Annotated in this window: 18 protein-coding genes; 13 read left to right on the top strand and 5 right to left on the bottom strand. The window is 42.8% G+C overall.

The features are described 5' to 3' along the window. Positions 1-78: 78 nt before the first annotated feature. The 4 genes from H561_RS0105550 to H561_RS0105535 all read right to left on the bottom strand — a co-directional run bounded on the left by H561_RS0105550 (position 79) and on the right by H561_RS0105535 (position 5273). Positions 79-2343 carry a glycoside hydrolase family 3 C-terminal domain-containing protein gene (locus tag H561_RS0105550; RefSeq protein WP_027386109.1) on the bottom strand — a complete coding sequence of 755 codons (2265 nt, stop codon included), beginning with the start codon at positions 2341-2343 and terminating at the stop codon, positions 79-81. A 234-nt stretch (positions 2344-2577) separates the two neighbouring features. After that, positions 2578-3387, bottom strand: a complete 810-nt coding sequence (gene metQ, locus H561_RS0105545) for a methionine ABC transporter substrate-binding lipoprotein MetQ (protein WP_027386108.1) — start codon at positions 3385-3387, stop codon at positions 2578-2580. Between the two features lie 208 nt (positions 3388-3595). Continuing rightward, entirely contained in the window at positions 3596-4252 is a 657-nt protein-coding gene (metI, locus tag H561_RS0105540; protein WP_027386107.1) for a methionine ABC transporter permease MetI, read from the bottom strand. After that, a complete protein-coding gene (locus H561_RS0105535; RefSeq protein WP_027386106.1) occupies positions 4245-5273 on the bottom strand; it encodes a methionine ABC transporter ATP-binding protein in 1029 nt (342 codons plus the stop codon). The genes metI and H561_RS0105535 overlap by 8 nt, the downstream gene beginning before the upstream one ends. A 478-nt stretch (positions 5274-5751) precedes the next feature. Between H561_RS0105535 and H561_RS0105530 the strand changes: the two genes are divergently transcribed. The 7 genes from H561_RS0105530 to H561_RS0105500 all read left to right on the top strand — a co-directional run bounded on the left by H561_RS0105530 (position 5752) and on the right by H561_RS0105500 (position 13980). Beyond that, positions 5752-6048 (top strand): GNAT family N-acetyltransferase, encoded by a 297-nt coding sequence (locus H561_RS0105530; protein WP_027386105.1) that lies wholly within the window; start codon positions 5752-5754, stop codon positions 6046-6048. Positions 6049-6231: 183 nt separating this feature from the next. Next, positions 6232-7842: a Na+/H+ antiporter gene (locus H561_RS0105525; protein WP_027386104.1), complete on the top strand. Its 1611-nt coding sequence runs from the start codon at positions 6232-6234 to the stop codon at positions 7840-7842. Positions 7843-7983: 141 nt separating this feature from the next. Next, the gene (locus H561_RS0105520) at positions 7984-10104 is read left to right on the top strand and encodes a type IA DNA topoisomerase (protein WP_027386103.1); all 2121 of its coding nucleotides are present in this window, start codon (positions 7984-7986) and stop codon (positions 10102-10104) included. 178 nt (positions 10105-10282) lie between these two features. After that, positions 10283-10705, top strand: a complete 423-nt coding sequence (locus tag H561_RS0105515) for a PaaI family thioesterase (protein ID WP_027386102.1) — start codon at positions 10283-10285, stop codon at positions 10703-10705. A gap of 82 nt (positions 10706-10787) precedes the next feature. Continuing rightward, entirely contained in the window at positions 10788-11132 is a 345-nt protein-coding gene (locus tag H561_RS0105510; protein ID WP_027386101.1) for a phage holin family protein, read from the top strand. A 207-nt stretch (positions 11133-11339) separates the two neighbouring features. Beyond that, positions 11340-13334: a S9 family peptidase gene (locus H561_RS0105505; protein WP_027386100.1), complete on the top strand. Its 1995-nt coding sequence runs from the start codon at positions 11340-11342 to the stop codon at positions 13332-13334. 157 nt (positions 13335-13491) lie between these two features. Then, positions 13492-13980, top strand: a complete 489-nt coding sequence (locus tag H561_RS0105500; RefSeq protein ID WP_027386099.1) for a DNA-deoxyinosine glycosylase — start codon at positions 13492-13494, stop codon at positions 13978-13980. Positions 13981-14133: 153 nt separating this feature from the next. Here H561_RS0105500 and H561_RS0105495 read toward each other — a convergent pair whose 3' ends face one another. Continuing rightward, positions 14134-14826 (bottom strand): AIM24 family protein, encoded by a 693-nt coding sequence (locus H561_RS0105495; protein WP_027386098.1) that lies wholly within the window; start codon positions 14824-14826, stop codon positions 14134-14136. 188 nt (positions 14827-15014) lie between these two features. Between H561_RS0105495 and queA the strand changes: the two genes are divergently transcribed. From queA to H561_RS0105465, 6 genes are all read left to right on the top strand, one after another. Continuing rightward, on the top strand, positions 15015-16064 hold the full coding sequence (gene queA, locus H561_RS0105490; protein WP_027386097.1) for a tRNA preQ1(34) S-adenosylmethionine ribosyltransferase-isomerase QueA: 1050 nt from the start codon (positions 15015-15017) through the stop codon (positions 16062-16064). Between the two features lie 55 nt (positions 16065-16119). Further along, positions 16120-16467: a four helix bundle protein gene (locus tag H561_RS0105485; protein ID WP_027386096.1), complete on the top strand. Its 348-nt coding sequence runs from the start codon at positions 16120-16122 to the stop codon at positions 16465-16467. A gap of 40 nt (positions 16468-16507) precedes the next feature. Then, positions 16508-17542 carry a 23S rRNA (adenine(2503)-C(2))-methyltransferase RlmN gene (gene rlmN, locus H561_RS0105480; RefSeq protein ID WP_027386095.1) on the top strand — a complete coding sequence of 345 codons (1035 nt, stop codon included), beginning with the start codon at positions 16508-16510 and terminating at the stop codon, positions 17540-17542. Between the two features lie 75 nt (positions 17543-17617). After that, positions 17618-18544 (top strand): sterol desaturase family protein, encoded by a 927-nt coding sequence (locus H561_RS0105475; RefSeq protein WP_027386094.1) that lies wholly within the window; start codon positions 17618-17620, stop codon positions 18542-18544. A gap of 120 nt (positions 18545-18664) precedes the next feature. Next, positions 18665-19543, top strand: a complete 879-nt coding sequence (locus H561_RS0105470) for a hypothetical protein (RefSeq protein ID WP_027386093.1) — start codon at positions 18665-18667, stop codon at positions 19541-19543. Positions 19544-19612: 69 nt separating this feature from the next. Beyond that, positions 19613-20590 carry a polyprenyl synthetase family protein gene (locus H561_RS0105465; protein WP_027386092.1) on the top strand — a complete coding sequence of 326 codons (978 nt, stop codon included), beginning with the start codon at positions 19613-19615 and terminating at the stop codon, positions 20588-20590. Position 20591: the final 1 nt, after the last annotated feature.

Here is a 20591-nt window from a genome sequence, read left to right as displayed (position 1 = left end):
TAGTCCAGAAATTAAGGTAAAAAAATGCCTGAATCATGTCGATTCAGGCATTCGTTTTAGAAAATATAAATACGTAAATTACTTCATTGTAAATTTCACCTTTGTTTTGATGGCATCCGAAGAGTTCCCGATCTGGGCTTCAAAATCTCCGGGTTCTGCTACCCAGTCGTGTTTTTGGGCATCGAAGAAACTTAAAGCGGATTTATCAACCGTAAAGCTTACTTCTTTTTGTTCTCCGGGATTTAAAAATAGTTTTTCAAAGCCTTTCAGTTCCTTGGCAGGACGCTGAACGGAAGATTTCAGGTCGGAAATATAAAGCTGTGCCACTTCCGCACCGGCTCTTTTCCCGGTATTTTTAATAGTAACGGTGAACGTGATTGTATCGTCCTGGGAAATGGTTGTTTTATCGGCTTTGGCTTTTCCGAATTCAAAAGTCGTATAGCTCAGCCCATGTCCGAAACTGAATAGAGGTTTGATCTTTTTCGTGTCATGCCAGCGGTACCCTACTAGAATCCCTTCATTGTATTTGATATTGATCGGGTTTTTCTGGTCTTTTCCTTTTCCGGCAGCAAACTCTTCCTTATTTCCAGGATATTCACCCAGCTGATGTGCTGAATTGTCTTCCAGTTTCACAGGGAAGGTAAACGGAAGTTTTCCTGATGGGTTCGCGTCTCCGGCTAAAACCGAGGCAATGGAATTTCCGGCTTCGGAACCTAAATACCAGCTCTGAAGAACCGAAGGAACCTCTTTGATCCACGGCATAGCTACGGCATTTCCGGATACCAGGACTACTGTAAGGTTCTTATTCGCTTTGGCCAGCGCAGTAATCACGTTATCCTGATTGTAAGGCAGCCCGTAGCTTTTTCTGTCGTTGCCTTCACTGTCCTGGAAATCGGATTTATTCAATCCTCCGACGAAAATCACGTAGTCGGATTTCTCCGCCAGTTCCACGGCTTCATTCAGCAGTTCTTCCGGCGAACGGGAATCTTTCAGGTCCTGTCCGGACTTTACGCCGTTGTATTCTCCGCCGATATCTCCCACATAGCCTCTGGCATACTGTACATCAGACTGTTTCCCGAATCTGGCTTTGATTCCGTCCAAAGGCAGTGTTTCATATTTTACCTTTAATGAAGAAGAACCTCCGCCGACGGTCATGATCTTGATGGCATTTTCACCGATCACCGCGATTTTCTTGGCTTTATTGGCATCGATAGGAAGCACATTTCCCTGGTTTTTCAAAAGAACGATTCCTTCTTCCCCGATTTCTTTGGCAACCGCCTTATGCTCTTCTGAAGCTACATTCCCGAAAGGCTTGTTCTTGTTCATGGTGGTTTTATAGGCCAGGTTAAGTAATCTTGTCACTTTATCATCAAGTTCCTGCATCCCTGTTTTTCCGGATTTAATCAGGTCCAGGTAAGGCTTGGCCAGGTAATAGTTGTCGTAGGCATTTTTGGTTCCTGCCGAAAGCCCATTGGTCCAGCTCCCAAATTCAAGGTCGAGACCGTTATGAATGGCCTGTTCCGTATTATTTACTGCACCCCAGTCCGAAACTACGACTCCTTTATAGTTCCATTCCTTTTTCAGGATGTCGTTTAAAAGATACTGGTTCTGGCTGGCATACTGGCCTTTGTACATGTCATAGGCGCCCATGATCGTCCAGGAATCCCCTTCAGTCACTGCGGCTTTAAAAGGCGGAAGGTAAATTTCATACAGTGTTCTGTCGTCTACTTCTACATTGCTGGTATGGCGGAACATTTCCTGGTTGTTTAAAGCATAGTGCTTCACGGAAGTAGCCACGCCGTTAGACTGAACCCCTTTGATATAAGGAACCACCATTTTTGAAGTCAGGTAAGGATCCTCGCCCATATATTCAAAGTTTCTTCCGTTTAACGGAGTCCTGTAGATGTTCACACCTGGCCCCAGAAGGATGTCTTTTTTCCTGTACCGGGCTTCTTCTCCCAGGGCTTTACCGTAGTTCCAGGACATTTTTTTGTTCCAGGTCGCAGACAAAGCGGTCAGGGCAGGGTAGGCAATAATAGAGTCATTGGTCCATCCGGCCTGGTCCCATTCGTCCCACATCACCTCCGGGCGGACACCGTGAGGGCCGTCGGTAGTCCAGAATTCAGGGATTCCCAGCCTCGGGACACCCGGTGAACTGAATTTCGACTGTGCATGGAGCATGGCCACCTTTTCTTCCAGTGTCATTCTGGAAAGTGCGTCCTTCACCCTTTGTTCCACAGGTTTGGATTCATCTAAATAAACAGGTAAAGTATTTGTATTCTGAGCCGTATAGCAGGCAGAAATAAGCATAAATAAACTTACAACAGCGGTTTTCTTTAACATAAAAGCCTTTTTATTGATTCAGACAAAAATAGGAAAATTTTTATTATCTCAAATTGAGAAAATGAAAAATTCAGAAAAATGGTTATTTCTAACCAGTTGTTTATGAACAAATAATGCTTTGAAAGTAAAAAGCATCGTCAACTATATTATGTTGAAACGATGCTTTAAATATGATCACATAATCTTTAGGTAAAATATTGACTTTGTAGAATGATGTTAACTGAATCCTTATTTTTAATTCCATCCTTTCACCGCTCCGCCCTTAAAAATCTCTTTGGCTTTTTTCAGGACTTCATCAGACTGATAGGCTTTGACAAAGTTTTTTACTTTTTCATCATTCTGGTTGTCTTTTCTGGATACAATCACATTCACATATGGTAAATCCTTGTCTTCTTTGAGGATCCCTCGTTGTTTCGCATCCAGCCCGGCCTGTGCCGCAAAATTATTATTAATGATGGCGATTACCACTTCTTTATCATCCAGCACCCTCGGCAGCTGCGGTGCTTCGATTTCCAGGATCTTCAGCTGTCTCGGGTTGCCGGCAATATCGGTTACTTTGGGAAGCAGGCCGATGCCGTCTTTCAGTTTCAGCAATCCGTTTTTCTGCAGCAGTAATAATGAACGTCCGCCGTTGGTAGGGTCATTCGGAATCACGATGGTGCTCCCATTCTGAAGCTCGCTGATGTTTTTAATCTTTTTTGAATAAGCGACAATCGGGTATACAAAAGTATTCCCCACCACAGCAAGCTGGTAACCCCTCTGTTTGGACTGTTCATTCAGATACGGCACATGCTGAAACGCATTGGCATCAATATCCCCGTTGTTCAGCGCTTCATTGGGAATAACATAATCATTGAAGGAAACAAGTTCCACCTCAAGGTTATATTTTTCTTTGGCAACCTTTTTGGCTATTTCGGCAATTTCCTGCTCCGGTCCGGACGTAATCCCGACTTTAATATAATTCGGATCCTCTTTTTTTGATGACTGACAGGCGGTACACAATAAGAAAACCACGGTCAGCAGCCCTGAAATTTTTATTTTCATAATACATTATTTTATTTTCTGAAAAGCGGCGAAAAAACAGAAAGGAAAATCAGGAATTCCATACATCATCATAGCTTGTCCTTTCTGCTTAATCTTTCACCGCTGATGGCTGAAATATTCAGTCCACCCACACTAAATCACATTCACACTATATTTTATATTTTCAACATCTGCTTTTAACAGTTCCTTCAGACTGAAACCAGATTGATTACCGGTGATCAAAATGTTTTGCTAAACGGTCACCCGAAAACTGGATGATAAAAACAATCGCAACCAGCAATCCTAAAACAAGGTTCATAATCACTGCATCGTAGCCGATATAACCATACTGGTAACCAACCTGTCCCAGTCCGCCGGCACCTACAGCACCACCCATTGCGGAATATCCTACCAGTGTAATCAGCGTAATCGTCGCATTATTGATCAGCGAAGGCAGGGCTTCCGGCAGTAAAACCTTCCGGATGATCTGAAAAGGAGAGGCTCCCAGTGCCCTTGCGGTTTCAATAAGGCCTGCGGGAACTTCCAACAGACTGTTTTCCACCAGGCGGGCAATAAAAGGCGCAGCTCCGACGCTAAGAGGAACCAGAGCGGCATTGACACCGATGGACGTTCCGATCAGGCTCCTGGTAAAAGGAATCATCCAGACAATCAGGATAATAAAAGGAATTGAACGGAAAATATTAACTAAAACCGATAAAATCCTGTTATAAATCCCATGTTCGAGCAGCTGCCCTTTTCTGGTTAAAAACAATGAAACCCCGATCGGCAGCCCTAAAACAAAGCCGAAGAATCCCGATGCCAGGGTCATAAAAACCGTCTCCCAAATTCCCTTTGACAAAAGGGAAACCACTGTATCACTAAGCATAACCCCTTACCGTATTTTGAATTCTGTTCTGGTTGAAATAATAAATCGCCTTCTGGTTTTCATCTTCATCGCCCTTAAGCTGCAGCAACAGTTTTCCGAAATTGGAATCACCGAGATACTCAACATCCGCTTTCAGAAGCTTGTAAGGGATTTTATACTGGTCATGCACTACCGAGAGCAGTTCTTCAACAGAGATATGTTCATTAAGCTCAACTTCCACCAGTGGAAATAATCCGGCCTGGGGTTCTTTTTGCATTTTTTTATTCAGTTCCTGGGGTATGGTCATAACACCGGTATTTAAGAGTTGATTGATGACAGGATGCTCTTTGTTCGAGATAATTTCGTTAAGCGTCCCTTTGGCTATAAGTTTTCCTTTGTCGATTACGGCGACATGGTTGCAGATCGCTTTAATGACTTCCATTTCATGCGTAATCAGCAGGATGGTAATTCCTGATCTCCGGTTAATATCCCTCAGTAATTGTAGGATGGACTGAGTAGTGGCGGGATCAAGTGCGCTGGTCGCCTCATCACAGAGCAGCAGGTAAGGATCGTTTGCCAAGGCCCTCGCAATGGCCACCCTCTGTTTCTGTCCTCCCGAAAGGCTTCTGGGATAATCACCCGACTTATCTTCGAGCCCTACGATGTTCAGCAGTTCATTTACTTTTTTACGGATTTCAGTTTTAGGGACATAATCCAGTTCCAGCGGAAGTGCAATATTTTCAAAAACCGTTCTTGACGCTAGAAGGTTGAAGTGCTGGAAGATCATTCCGATCTTTTTTCTTTCGCGGGCGAGCGGCCCGGCCTTTAATGAGGTGAAATCCGTTCCGTTGATGATAATTTTACCGGCATCCGGCCTCTCCAGGAGGTTTACTGTACGGATCAGGGTGCTTTTCCCTGCCCCGGAAAACCCGATAATCCCGACAATATCGCCCTGTTCAACCGTAAGGCTTACCTCATCCAGCGCTTTGAAAGGCTGTTTCTTCTGGTAAAAGGTTTTTGAAATATTCTTTATTTCGATCATGTTCTGAAAATTCTGTTAAATAAAAAAGGCTTTACAACGTGGTAAAGCCTTTAAAAATATGTCATAATAAAAGTAAGGTCAGCCACTAAAATTCACATACCAAGGCATACAGCAATACATCATCATATGATTGATGTTCCTGTTCTTCATTGATGGAGATCTGAATTCTGATTTCAATTTCATTTCCGTACTTAATTATGACGGCAAAGATAAGACATAAATTGAATTAGTCCACTAAAAAAGTAGACTTTTTAGTCATCATCAATATTTTTGATATTTAAATAAATGATTTTCAGCGAAATAAATTTTATTAAATATGAAATATCCCCTTTTTTGTTCAGGTTAGGCTGAATTTATCATTTGCTGTTCAATTTATGCATCCGGTTTACATTTATGATGTCAAGCAAAAAATATCATATATCATGAAATGGTTTTAATAAAGGTGTTAATTTTACCCTGTTAATTAAAAATCAAAACAATGGAAAGAACAGCAGTAGTTTTAGAAAATGTAAAAGGAGAAGTTCAGCTTTTCTCAGACGAACACAAGGCAGGAAAAATGGATATTTCCGTTATCGGCGAAAAATTAACTGTCTATCACACGGAAGTCAATCCTGAATATGAAGGAAAAGGATTTGCCAAATTATTGCTCGGGCAGCTGGTTTCCTATGCCCGTGAAAACAACCTGAAAATTGTCCCGTTATGTCCGTATGTTCACGGCCAGTTCAAGCGTCATCCTGAAGAGTACAATGATGTGTGGTTCAGGGAAACGGTTTAAAGAAAACAGGTACCTTTGTAGAGGCCGTCATCGGATCATATTACCCTTTCAGAGACCGGTTCTGAAAGATTGGAATAATATTTTATGAGATCTGACTTTGCCTTAACTCATCTGTATATTAAATATCAGTTTCGTAACCTCAGGTCATTTATGATGTAGAACCGGATAAAATAAAAACAAACCATGCACGAACAGATCCTTTTAATCCTCGGGCTTTTGCTGATTGTCATGATGCTGGTCATGCTGGCTCAGCGCATCAAAATTGCGTATCCTATATTTTTGGTACTGGCAGGATTGGGCATCAGCCTGATTCCTGGTGTCCCTGTCCTGAAGATGGACCCCGAAATTATATTTTTAATTTTCCTGCCGCCGCTTTTATATGAAGCGGCCTGGTATACTTCATGGAATGATTTCTGGAAATGGAAACGCACGATCGCGTTACTGGCTTTCGGGCTGGTCTTTCTGACATCCTTGGTGGTGGCGTATGCTTCGCAGGCATTGATTCCGGGATTTACGCTGGCGCTGGGATTCTTGCTGGGAGGAATTGTTTCACCTCCTGATGCTGTGGCGGCTACCACGGTTTTAAAAGGCTTAAAAGTTCCGAAGCGTACCTTGGCCATGCTGGAAGGGGAGAGCCTGATCAATGACGCTTCCTCCCTGATTGTCTTCAGGTTTGCACTGGCTGCCGTGATGACCGGAATGTTCTCCATGCAGGAAGCTACCGGACAGTTTTTCCTGGTGGCAGGCATGGGGATTGTCGTAGGTATTGCAGGTGCCCATGTCTTTTATGCCATCCACCGGTTTCTGCCAACCACACCGGCAATCGATGCAGCACTGACGGTGATAACACCCTATGTCTTATTCCTTTCTGCGGAGCATTTTCATTTTTCAGGCGTGATGGCCGTGGTGAGCGGCGGGCTGTTTATGTCTTTCCGCTCCCAGGAAATTTTCAAGACCGGAACCACAAGGGTGAATATGCTCGGCGTCTGGAACACCCTGATTTTCGTTATGAATGCCCTGGTTTTCATATTGATCGGCCTTGAGCTTCCTGAAATCATCAGCGGGCTCGGCGAAACCTCTCTGATAGAAGGGATTAAATATGGCCTGATTATCAGCGTTATTGTTATTGTAGTCCGCCTGTTATGGATTTATCCGGTAGCCCACATCCCGAGATGGCTGAGCAGAAAAGTGAGACAGGATCCTACTCCGGGATGGAAAAATCCGCTGATTATAGGCTGGGCAGGCATGCGGGGCGTGGTTTCGCTGGCCACTGCATTGTCGATCCCGGTTATGATGAACGAACAGTCGGAATTTCCCTTGCGGAACCTGATTATTTTTATCACATTTATCGTCATTTTTGTAACCCTGGTTTTCCAGGGGCTTACGCTGCCTTTGATTATTACATGGGTTAATATCGGGGAGATCGATCCTATCCTGCCTTCGCATGAACAGCAGGCCGGGATTCAGATCAGGCTGGATCAACTGGCAGTCAATCGGATCAATAAAAAATATGCAGCTAACTTACAGACCAACAGCCTGGTGGAGAATTTGAAAAATACGCTGGAAAATGATATTATGCTTCATCAGAACCATCTCAGTTCGATGGAGCAGTGTTCCAACAGGCAGCATGACCTGAAAGAGTACCATCAGATCATGCTTGACATCTTTGCCCTGCAGCGAAAGGAATTATTTACCATGAAACGTAAAAAGGAGTTCAGCGACGATGAAATCCGCAAAGCCGAATCCCAGCTGGACCTGAATGAGCTGAAGATTACAGCAAATAAGCATTTGTAGATGCCGTAAATAAATATATGATAAACGGTGCCGGTTTTATTAGCGCGAGTCTTTTAATGTAAGATCATTTTACAGCCGGTACAAATAGTTTTATTAAAAAAAATTCCCGAATTTTGCCCTCTTCAAAATCCCGAGACCTTCATGAAACTTTGTATTGCCGAAAAACCCAGTGTTGCCAGAGATATTGCCAAAGTATTGGGCGCCACTATGCCCAAGCAGGGCTATATGGAAGGCAATGGCTATTGCGTGACCTGGACATTCGGGCATCTCTGTACTTTGAAGGAGCCCCATGATTACGGTCCGCAGTTCAAATCCTGGAACCTTTTCCTGTTGCCGATCATTCCCGGGAATTTCGGAATCAAATTAATTCCGAATAAAGGGGTGGAAAACCAGTTTAAAGTAATTGAACGGCTGGTGGAAGAATGTGATGAGGTGATCAACTGCGGGGATGCCGGGCAGGAAGGAGAGCTGATCCAGCGTTGGGTGCTGCAGAAAGCAAAATGCACCAAACCGGTGAAACGCCTGTGGATTTCGTCCCTGACGGAAGAAGCAATTAAAGAAGGGTTTGAAAACCTAAAACCGGCGGAAGACTATAAAAACCTGTATCTCGCAGGCAATGCCAGGGCCATAGGCGACTGGCTGTTGGGCATCAACGCCACCCGTTTGTTTACAAAAAAATTCGGAGGCAATAAAGCCGTTCTTTCCGTCGGCAGGGTACAGACCCCGACCTTGGCCATGCTCGTTCAACGGCAGAAAGAAATCGATGTTTTTACCGTTGAAGAATACTGGGAACTGAAAACCCGGTACCGTGACGTCCTGTTCACCGCAGCTATTGACCGCTTAAAAACCCGGGAACGTGCCGAAAAAGGACTGGAATACCTGAAAGAAAATATTTTCGAAATTGTTTCTTTTGAAATCAAGGAAGGAAAGGAAAAAAATCCGAGGCTTTTTGACCTGACAGGACTTCAGGTGGAAGCCAACAAGAAATACGGCTATTCTGCTGAGAATACCTTAAATTACATCCAGAGCCTGTACGAGAAAAAGCATGTCACTTATCCGCGTGTGGATACCACCTACTTATCAGAAAGCCTGTATCCGAAAACCGAAGGGATCCTGAGAAAAATGACTTTTTATCAGGAACTCATCAACCCATTGTTGCAGGCTCCGATCCCAAAATCCAAAGCCGTATTTGATGATGCGAAAGTAACCGATCACCACGCCATCATCCCGACTGAAGTTACCCCGTCCCAAAACCTCGGTAGGGAAGAAAAGCTGATTTATGACCTAGTCGCCAAGCGTTTTATCGCCGTATTTTATCCCGAGTGTAAAATTTCAAACACTTTGGTGGAAGGGAAAGTGGGAACGATTCCGTTTAAGACAAGCGGCAAGCAGATCCTGGAACCGGGCTGGAGAGCGGTGTATGCCAAAGAACCCAAAGAAGAGCCTGCCGATAAGGAAAAAGATAAGGAAGAAGAACAGAGTATCCCCGAATTTACGGTAGGGGAATCCGGGCCGCACTATCCAATGATCCACCAGGGGAAAACGTCACCGCCGAAACCATATACGGAAGCGACATTGCTGAGGGCCATGGAAACCGCCGGGAAACAGGTGGAAGATGAAGAACTCCGTGAAATGCTGAAAAATAACGGGATCGGAAGGCCGTCCACCCGTGCCAATATCATTGAAACCCTCTTCAAACGGAAATACATCGAAAAGAAAAGGAAAAACCTGATTGCCACGCAAACCGGCATCCAGCTGATTGACACCATTGAGGATGAGTTGCTGAAAAGCCCGGAACTGACGGGTGAATGGGAATCCAAGCTCCGCAGGATTGAAAGCGGCGACTATGAAGCCAACCAGTTTAAGGAAGAACTGATCCGGATGGTGACGGAACTTACTGATAAAGTGGTGTACGGAAAAGGGAAAGTAATCACGTTACAGGAAGAAAAGACGGAACCCGAAAAGAAAAAACGGGAGCCGGCAGTCAGGAAAGAATTGCAGTCGTGGGAAGAAACGCAGTGCCCGAAATGCAAAGCACACCACCTGATCAAAGGAAAGACGGCTGTCGGGTGTTCTGATTTTAAAAACTGCGGCTTTAAGGCCATGTTTGAAATTTTCGGTAAAAAGATTTCGGATAAACAGCTGATGGACCTGGTAATGAAAGGGAAGACCTCAAAATTAAAAGGCTTCAGCGCACATCCTGAAAGCCTGACGGAAGGTATTTTGTTTTTGAATGAAGATTTTACTATTACTCTGGCTTAATTTGAATGTTTGACATTTTTAATGTTAAGCTGAATTCGTTCAATAAGTTGATGGTACGTCAATAAAGACGGTATTTTAACCTCACTTTTATCCTTTAGCTATTTTGTTTACGATCCATATGAAGATCTATAAAAATATTTGTGAAAATTTGTATTTATCTTTGCCGTAAACCAAAACAATGACACCCGAAAAAAAGCAACTCATCACCGGCAGTTTCAGCCGCTCCGAAACCCTGCAGTTCTACAAGGCAGAATTACTGGAAGTGAAAACTGATTTCATCTCTATCAAAATTCCGAAAATGGACATAATGACCCGGAAAGCAGGAATGTTCAACGGGGCCATGATCGCTTCCCTGGTAGATGTATCATCGGGCTATGCAGCCGTAAGCCATTACGAAGAAGACTGTTATGTGGTTACGGTGGAACTGAAAGTCAATTATTTAAGGCCGGCTATGGGCGATGCCTTAGTTTCAAAATCCTATGTGGTAAAAGGCGGCGCCAAGATCAGCGTGATCAGGACGGAAATTTATACCGTTGATGAAAACGGGGCTTCGGAAAGCCATGTGGCCACTTCACTGGTGACGATGATGAAAATAAAGTAGCTTTATTGTTGCTTAAACCCCTTCTGATAAATGGGAATACGTTTTGCACAGCAACACCTTATAAACATTAAAAAATCAAATTATGAACTTAATTATCCGGCTGCTTGTCACAGCGATTGTCGCCTATCTTCTGACCATGATTTTACCGGGCGTGCATTTTTCGGGATTCGGAGGGGCGATTATTTTTTCCATTGTCCTGGGAATTCTCAACCTGATCGTAAAACCGGTACTGAAACTTTTAGGCTTGCCTTTGACAATCATTACATTAGGGCTTTTCACCTTAGTTATAAATGCCATTATTATCCTTATTGCCGATTACTTTATCGACAGCATGGTGGTTGACGGGTTCTGGTGGGCACTGATTTTCAGTATTCTGCTTTCGGTCATTACTTCCCTCGCCAATTCGATGTTTTCAGACAAGGATTAAACTGAATAAATTTTAACGAATGATATCCATAAAGAGTGAGCGTGTGTTCACTCTTTACGTTTTGTTTGTTGAATTTCTATGATTTAAAATTCAGCATCCTCAGCAAAAATAGGGTATCTAATAATTTAAAAATAAGTAACTTTGGCCATCTTTAAATGAATGGGAACATACGATTAGGTTTATGCTCCTAAAAATGAATATCAACATATGAAACTTAAGTACAGCCTGCTGGCTTTGGCAGCTCCGCTCTTAATGAATGCACAACAACTGATGACGCCCGAAATCCTCTGGACTTTGAAAAAAGTAGGAGTACAGGCCGTTTCACCCGATCATTCTTCACTGATCTATAAAGTAGGGCAGACCGATCTGAAAACCGAAAAGACAAAAAGCGAAAGTTATTTTCTGAACGTCATTAATAACCAGTCTGTAAAAATAGATCTGGGCAAAAAATCACTGATCCAGTGGGATAAAAACGGGATCTACGCGCAGGAAGGCGATAAGATTTTCCTTTCCAAAGACAGCGGGAAAACCTGGACCGAATTTTATACAGTAGGCGAGGCTGACAATATTGTGGTTTCTCCTGACGGTAAAAAAATAGCCTTCAGCAAACAGGTTTTGGTGGAAAAACTGATGGGTAAGGATAAATATTCCGATACTCCGAAATCCACTGCACAGGTATATACCGACCTGAACCACAGGCATTGGGATTATTTTAATGAAGGGAAATACAACCATGTGTTTGTTGTCAACATATCTGATAAAGCGGATGCTGCAAAAGATTTGCTGGAAGGCAAAACCTGGGATTCTCCCCAAAGGCCGTTCGGCGGTGCCGAAGACTTCATCTGGAGTCCTGATTCTTCCCAGCTTCTGTACGTGACAAAACCCAAAAGTGGTAAAGAATATGCCACCAGCACCAACACGGATATCTTCGCGTATGACCTGGCTTCAGGATCCACAAAAAACCTCACAGAATCCAATAAAGGCTATGATCTTAATCCGAAATTCAGTCCGGACGGAAAATCAATGATCTGGCAGAGTATGGCCAGAAACGGCTATGAAGCGGATAAAAATGACATTAAAATCCTGGATTGGAAATCCGGTAAAATAAGCAATTTGACGGCTGATTGGGACGACAGTGTTTCAGGCGATGTGTTCTGGGCCGGCAATTCCAAAACCATTTATTTTACGGCCGCATTCAGAGGGACAAAGCAACTGTTTTCTGTAGATTCCAAAAAGGCTAAAGTGCAGCAGCTAACCACAGGTGATTTTGATGTAAATGAAATATTTGCGGATCAGAAAAATACGCTTCTGGTAGGCCGCACAGATATTAACCATGCGACAGACCTTTTTTCAGTAAATGTGAAGAACGGAGACATGAAACAGGTTACGGATGCGAATAAAGAGATGTATTCAAAATTGGCCAGGGGAAAATCTGAGCTGAAGATGGTCAAAACCTCAGACGGAAAAGAAATGGGCGTATGGTTCCACTATCCGCCGAACTTCGATCCAAATAAAAAGTACCCGACGCTGGTATATTGCCAGGGCGGACCGCAGTCGGCTTTAACGCAATTCTTCAGCACAAGATGGAACTTTGCCCTGATGGCTGCCAACGGATATATCGTAGTCGCCCCTAACCGCCGCGGAATGCCGGGCTGGGGAACCAAATGGAATGAAGAAATCTCGAGAGACTGGGGCGGACAGCCGATAAAAGATTACCTGGCTGCAACGGATTTTGCGAAAACATTACCTTATGTTGACGGAGAAAGGGTAGCGGCAGTAGGAGCCAGCTATGGAGGATACAGTGTATTTATGCTGGCGGGTATCCATGAAAACAGGTTCAAGACTTTTATCGCTCACGACGGATTATTCGATATGAAATCCTGGTACCTGACTACTGAAGAACTGTGGTTTGCCAACTGGGACCTGGGTTCTCCGTGGGAAAAACCGCAACCCAAAGCCTATACCGAATTTAATCCGAGTAATTTTGTGGATAAATGGAACAAGCCGATCATGATTGTTCAGGGCGGCATCGATTTCAGGGTTCCTTACGAGCAGGGTCAGGAAGCCTTCCAGGCTGCAAAACTGAGAGGGCTAAAATCAAAGCTGGTTTACTTTCCGAACGAAAACCACTGGGTATTGCATCCGCAGAACGGCTTGGTATGGCAACGTGAATTCTTCGACTGGCTGAAGGAAACCTTATAAATTCTCTTCCTACAGAAAGGTAGCAATTACTTCTACATAATTTTTGACGGGGTGGCTTTAGGTCCATTGTCATTAAAATATCAACAGAAGCGGGCTTTAGCCCGCTTTTTGTTTTTAGGTATATGAACAGTTTCAGTCATAATCTAATACACCAATGATGCAAAACAGAATCTTTTCTTTCCCGCCGATTGTTGACAGCAATTCTAAAATATTAATCTTAGGTTCAATTCCAGGGGTAAAATCTTTGCAAAAACAGCAGTATTACGCCCATCCTCAAAATAAATTCTGGAAGATTATTTTTGAACTGCTTGATGAAGCATTCACCGAAGACTACGGGGATAAAATACAAATGCTGAAAAAACATTGCATCGCCCTTTGGGACGTCATCGATTCCTGTGAACGGAAAGGAAGCCTGGATGCTGAAATCAGGAATGAAGAGGCCAATCAGATCCCTGAACTGTTAGAAAAATACCCGAATATTCAGGCCATATTCTGTAATGGCGGAAAATCGTATAAAAACGCACAGAAAATTTTAGGAAAACATTTTAAAATTCCTGTATTTTTATTGCCTTCAACCAGTCCGCTTCACACCGTTTCCTTTGAAAAGAAACTGGAAGAATGGAAGGTGATTAAAATCCATTTATGAAGAAGGATACCGCTTTCCCTGATCTTTACTTTTAATAATGCCTTGTCTCAGGAATATCATTTTGATTATTAATAATATAAAAAGCAAAGAAAAATTCCTTGCTTGTATAGATGTAATTTAAGTTGATAATTTATAAATAAAGAGCCGGAAATATTATTTCTCAATTCTATACACTTCCTCATATGGCTGAATCAGCACCCAGCCGGTTCCGGAAAACTTCATCTGAAACTCTTCTCCGCTGCCTCTTCCGATCAGGCTTTTGAAGGAGACATTGGTTTTCAGGTCCGGGCTCAGGTTTCCTGACCACGCTACCGTAGCATTCGGGTCTGTAAACACAGGACTGTCCGGGGTAACCATCAGCGTAAGTGGATCTCCGTGCGTGGTGATGGCAATGTGGCCGGTTCCGGATAATTTCACCTGGAAAAGTCCGCCTGCCATTACTCCCGCAATGCTTTTCAGCATGGTGATATCACTTTTAATACTTTCCTCATGCGCCAGAACATCATTTCCGTTGACGCAAACCGATTCGTTATTCAGATACAGGATGCGGACTTTTTTACCTTCATCAGCCACATAAAGCTTTCCGGTTCCTTCTGCTTTCATCAGTCGGGCACCCTCGCCGCTGATGGCCTTCTTCAATAAATTCCCTAATCCTCCGGAAAGCATTCCCTGCCTTTCAAAACTGACGTTCCCAACGTAGCCGACCATACTTCCTGTCTTGGTCCAGACCGACTGGTTATTAAGGTTGATTTCTAAAAGCTGCGGTTTTTCCAGTTCGAAATAATCTCTTTCCTGCGGGTTCTCTTTTGTTTCATTGACAAAAGCTTCAATCGAATATTTGCTCATAAGTGTACAATTTTAATGCATTCAAAAATAGTTTATTTCAGGATTAAAAATCGCCGTAAATCACAGTTTTTCAGCTTTGATGAAATTAAATCGATATATACTTGACAAAGGGGTATCTGATGTCGTATATTTGCAGTCCTGAAATTACACCCTGTAATTTTAATAATTTTTAAACCGTAATTTAAAAAATGAAAACATCAGATTTTAATTTTGATCTTCCTGAGGAATTATTGGCAGAGCACCCATCGGAACACAGAGACGAAGCCAGATTAATGGTTTTAGACCGAAAAACCCAGACTATCGAGCATAAGCTGTTCAAAGATGTGGTGGATTATTTCAGCGAGGAGGATTTATTTATCTTTAACAATACCAAAGTTTTTCCTGCCCGTCTATACGGGAACAAAGAGAAAACAGGGGCGAAAATTGAAGTTTTCCTTTTAAGAGAGCTTGATAAAGAAACCCGTGTATGGGACGTACTGGTAGATCCGGCAAGAAAAATCAGAATCGGGAACAAACTGTTTTTTACCGAAGATGAATCCCTGGTAGCGGAAGTGATCGATAACACGACTTCAAGAGGAAGAACGCTGAGGTTTTTATTTGACGGTTCTTATGAAGAATTCAGAACTAAATTAAAGGAATTAGGGGAAACCCCGCTTCCGAAATATATCAAAAGAGCGGTTGAGCCCGAAGATGCTGAAAGATACCAGACGATCTATGCAAAAGTGGAAGGTGCCGTTGCGGCCCCGACTGCCGGACTTCACTTCTCCAGGCATCTGATGAAGAAACTGGAGATCAAAGGAATCAATTTCGCGGAAATTACGCTTCACGTCGGCTTGGGAACTTTCAACCCGATTGAAGTGGAAGATCTTTCCAAACATAAAATGGAATCTGAAGAAGTATTTATTGATGAGAGAAATGCTGACGTTATCAACAAAGCGGTTGACAACCACAGAAGAGTGTGCGCCGTAGGAACAACCACCATGAGAGCGCTGGAAACTTCGGTATCCTCCAACAAGAAGATTTCATCATTCCATGGCTGGACCAACAAATTCATCTACCCGCCTCACGATTTCGGAGTGGCCAATGCCATGATTACCAATTTCCACACGCCAAAATCAACATTGATCATGATGATTGCCGCCTTTGCAGGAAAAGAATTCATCATGCAGGCCTATGAAGAAGCCGTAAAAGAAAAGTATAAATTCTATTCTTACGGAGATGCTATGTTAATTTTATAAATAAATAAGTAAAAAGAGCCAGGTTAAAAGTGTAAAGTATAGCCAGCGAGCCGGGATGAAAGAAAATGATTTACTGACAAGAACTTTTACGTTTGGAGTGAATTGTCTTATCTTTTTAAGAACACTTCCTAATGATCCTGAAAGCAAATTAATAAGATTTCAACTTGGGAAATCAGCAACTTCAATAGGTGCTAATTATGAAGAATCACAGGCTGGATCTTCTAAAGCAGACTTTAGAAATAAAGTGAAGATTGCTTTAAGAGAAGCCAGGGAAAGCAATTTCTGGCTTCGGGTTCTGGAAAAGCTGGACCATTATGATTCTGAAGAATTTAAAATCTTATTAAAAGAAAGTGCCGAATTGAAGCATATTCTCGGTGCAATAGTTAATAACACCAGGCCTTAAAAACTTTTTAATTTTTACTTTTAACTTGGCTCTTAATATTATGAAAGACATCCGTACTTTATCACTCGACCAACTTAAAGACTATTTTGCGACTTTAGGCGAAAAGCCGTTCCGTGCGAAGCAGGTCTACGACTGGCTGTGGAGCAAAAACCTCCATTCGATTGAGGAGATGACAAATCTTTCAAAATCCCTCCGGGAAAGAATTGCTGAGGAATATACCATCAATCCCGTTTCCGTTGACCAGCTCCAGAAGAGTACCGACGGAACCATTAAAAACGGGGTAAAGCTTCATGACGGCTTATTGGTGGAATCTGTTCTGATCCCCACCGAAACCCGGACGACAGCCTGTGTATCTTCCCAGGTCGGATGCTCGCTGAACTGTGAATTCTGTGCCACCGCAAGGCTGAAAAGGATGAGAAACCTTGAAGTAGCCGAAATTGTGGACCAGGTAGCCCTTATCGACAGCCAGAGCAAAATGTATTTCAACAGGCCGCTTTCCAATATCGTTTTTATGGGAATGGGGGAGCCGATGATGAACTACAAAAATGTAGTGGAAGCCATCCGCAAAATTACCCAGCCGGAAGGCCTGGGCATGTCACCGAGAAGAATTACCGTATCCACTTCCGGGATTCCGAAGATGATTAAAATGCTGGCCGATGATGACCTCAGGGTAAAGCTGGCCCTTTCCCTGCATTCCGCCATTGAAACCAAACGGAATGAAATCATGCCGTTTTCGGATAAGTTCCCGCTGACGGAAATCATGGAAGCCCTTCAGTACTGGTACCAGAAAACCGGTTCTGTGATTACTTTCGAGTATTGTGTCTGGAAAGACATCAACGATAACGATGAAGATATTAAAGCCCTGATTAAATACTGTAAACAGGTCCCATCCAAAGTCAACCTGATCCAGTATAATCCGATCGGCGACGGGAAATACGACCGGTGCAACAAACAGGCGGAAGAAAATTATATCCGTCAGCTTGAAAACTCAGGCGTTACGGTGATGGTAAGAAAAAGCCGCGGGGGAGATATTGATGCCGCATGCGGACAGCTGGCCAATAAAAATACCGATTAAATTTTCATTAAAAAATTTTAAAAGTCTCTTAACATTTTCTTAAAATCCTAACTTTGCATCAAAACTGATATAAAGATGGAGGATTATTTTTGGGGTGAAAACGGACTTGAATACATCTATTCATGGTCGGTTCCGATACTTGCCGTCGTCATCATTGCCGAAATGGTCTACAGCCATGTTTCAGAAGGCAGGCTGTACAATGGAAAAGATGTGGCCACCAATATCTATCTGGCCATGCTGAACTTCGGGCTGGACTTTATCATGAAGGCGTTTGCCATGGGCGTGATGTTCTTTTTTTACAATCACAGGTTCTTTTCATGGGATTTTACGGTCTGGTACCTGCTCACCTGCTTCGTAGTTACTGATTTTGCTTATTACGTCCTGCACTATATCGATCACCATTCCAGAGCTTTCTGGGCCGTGCACATTACCCATCACAGCTCTGAATATTTCAACCTGACCACAGGTTTCCGGAGTCCCGTGCTTCAGCCATTGTACAGGTATTTGTATTTTTCTCCGCTTGCTTTCCTCGGATTTAATCCGTGGCATATCATGGTGGTATATGCGCTAGGCCAGGTATACGGAACATGGGTCCATACCCAGGCCGTAAAAAGTTTGGGAATCATGGAATATATTTTAGTCACCCCTTCACATCACCGCGTGCATCATGCCTGCAACGTCAAGTACCTGGACCGGAATATGGGCATGTGCCTGATCATCTGGGACAAAATATTCGGAACCTTTGAACGGGAAGACCCTGCCGTTCCTATCAAATACGGGATTTATCCTAAAATGCCTGACAATAAACCCGACACGGTTCTTTTATACGAATGGCGGAAAATCTGGAAAGACATCAGGCAGCCGGGACTGAATATTTCAGACCGGATCAATTATATTTTCAACTCCCCGGGCTGGAGACATGACGGAACCGGAAAAACGGTAAGACAGTATCAGAAAGAATATTGGGAAAAGAAAAACATAAACAGGAAAAAAGGTTCATAAGAAGCCAGGGTGACGGTATCCAAGGAATGACAGGCATAGCGGATGATAAAAAATAATATCCGTAATATTCATAAAAACGAATCTCAAACAGGTTGATAAAAATAGTTTTAATTTTACCCGATGAAAAAATTCTTTCTTATTTTCACCCTCATCTTTTCTGCATTTGCATTTTCCCAGCAGTCACAGATTCTGAAAATCAGGCAGTACAGACTAGGTCATTTGGATAAAAAAATCCGGGAAACATCAGGATTAAGCCTTTTTAACGGAACACTTTATACTTTCAATGACAGCGGCAATGCCCCTGAAATTTTTGAGCTTGACAAAGCATCCGGGAAAATAGTAAGTATGCTGTCCGTAAATGCTGAAAACAAAGACTGGGAAGCACTGACCCATGACGGAAAAAACTTCTATATCGGGGACTTCGGGAATAACGGCGGAACACGAAAAGACCTGGAGATCTATAAAATACCTTTTGCAAATAACGTATTGAAAAATGACTCAGCCACGCTCATCCGTTTCGAATATCCTGAACAGGCGGAATTTTCTCCAGATTATCTGAAAACCAACTTCGATGCGGAAGCGATGATCTGGCTGAACGGAAAAATCCATCTTTTCACAAAAGAATGGGGTGCCAAATCAACGACCCATTATATCATAGATCCTGAAATACAGGAAAAGCAGAAAGCTCAAAAAACCGAGTCTTTTAAAACGGGTTTTGTGGTTACGGATGCTTCTTATTTCAATAATAAGCTGTATCTGGTGGGCTATACGAGAAAGACAGAAGTCTTTTTAAACATTTTCAGTGAAACGGAACCGGGCGTATTTTTCAAAAAAAATCCTGAAAGATATTATTTTGGGAGTGCTTTATCTGTCGGTCAGATTGAAGGGATTGCGGCGGATGAAACCGGCCTTTATATTTCAGGGGAAAAGTTCCATTCTCCTTTGGGAAGTACAAAGCCGGTACTGTATTTTATTCCCGCGGAAAAACTCAAAGATTAATTTACGTTACAATTAAATGAAAAAAATTATCTTTGTGGTAATTAATAATTTATCCATCATTCGAAGATTGTGGCCAACACCGTAGAAGAAATCAAACGACCGATCAATGAGGAAATGAAACTTTTCGAACAGAAGTTTTATGAATCCATGCAGAGCAAAGTACCTTTATTAGATAAAGTCACCCGTTTTATCGTGACTACCAAAGGAAAGCAGATGCGCCCGATGTTTGTGTTTCTCTGTGCAAAACTGGTGGGCGAGGTCAATGAAAAGACCTACCGCGGAGCTTCCATGATTGAGCTGATTCACACTGCTACGCTGGTTCATGATGATGTTGTGGATGAGAGTTTTAAACGCCGTAATTTCTTTTCAATCAATGCTTTGTGGAAGAATAAGATTGCCGTTCTGGTGGGTGATTTCCTTCTGTCAAAAGCGGTATTGCTTTCTACCGACCATAAAGATTACGACCTGCTTGCCGTGATTTCAAGGACGATCCGTGAAATGTCGGAAGGCGAGCTGCTACAGCTGGAAAAAGCCAGGAAGCTGGATATTACCGAAGATGTGTATTATGAAATCATCCGTCAGAAAACCGCGACATTAATTGCAGCCTGCTGTGAAATCGGGGTTTTATCAAACAATGCGGATGAAAGCCTGGCGAAAAAGATGATGGATTTCGGAACCTATACCGGAATGGCGTTCCAGATCAAAGATGACCTTTTCGATTACCTGACCTCCAATGTGATCGGTAAACCGGTAGGAATCGATATCAAGGAACAGAAAATGACCCTTCCTCTGATCCATACTTTGAAAATAGCCGGAGAAAAAGACAGGAAGTACTATTTTAATACGATCAAAAGGTACAACAATGATCAGAAAAGAGTGAAAGAACTGATCAGTTTCGTTAAAAGTTCAGGCGGCCTGGATTATGCAGTGACAGTGATGAAAAACTTCCAGCAGAAAGCAAAAGATATCCTGAACGAATTTCCTGATTCCGAACCTAAAAGATCTTTGCAGATCATGCTTGATTATGTTATTGAGCGGAAGTTTTAGA

This window comes from Chryseobacterium gregarium DSM 19109 (assembly GCF_000430845.1).
Classification (GTDB): Bacteria; Bacteroidota; Bacteroidia; order Flavobacteriales; family Weeksellaceae; genus Chryseobacterium; species Chryseobacterium gregarium.
The sequence above is the reverse complement of the archived record's forward strand: the minus strand, read 5'-3'. Positions and strand labels throughout refer to the sequence as shown.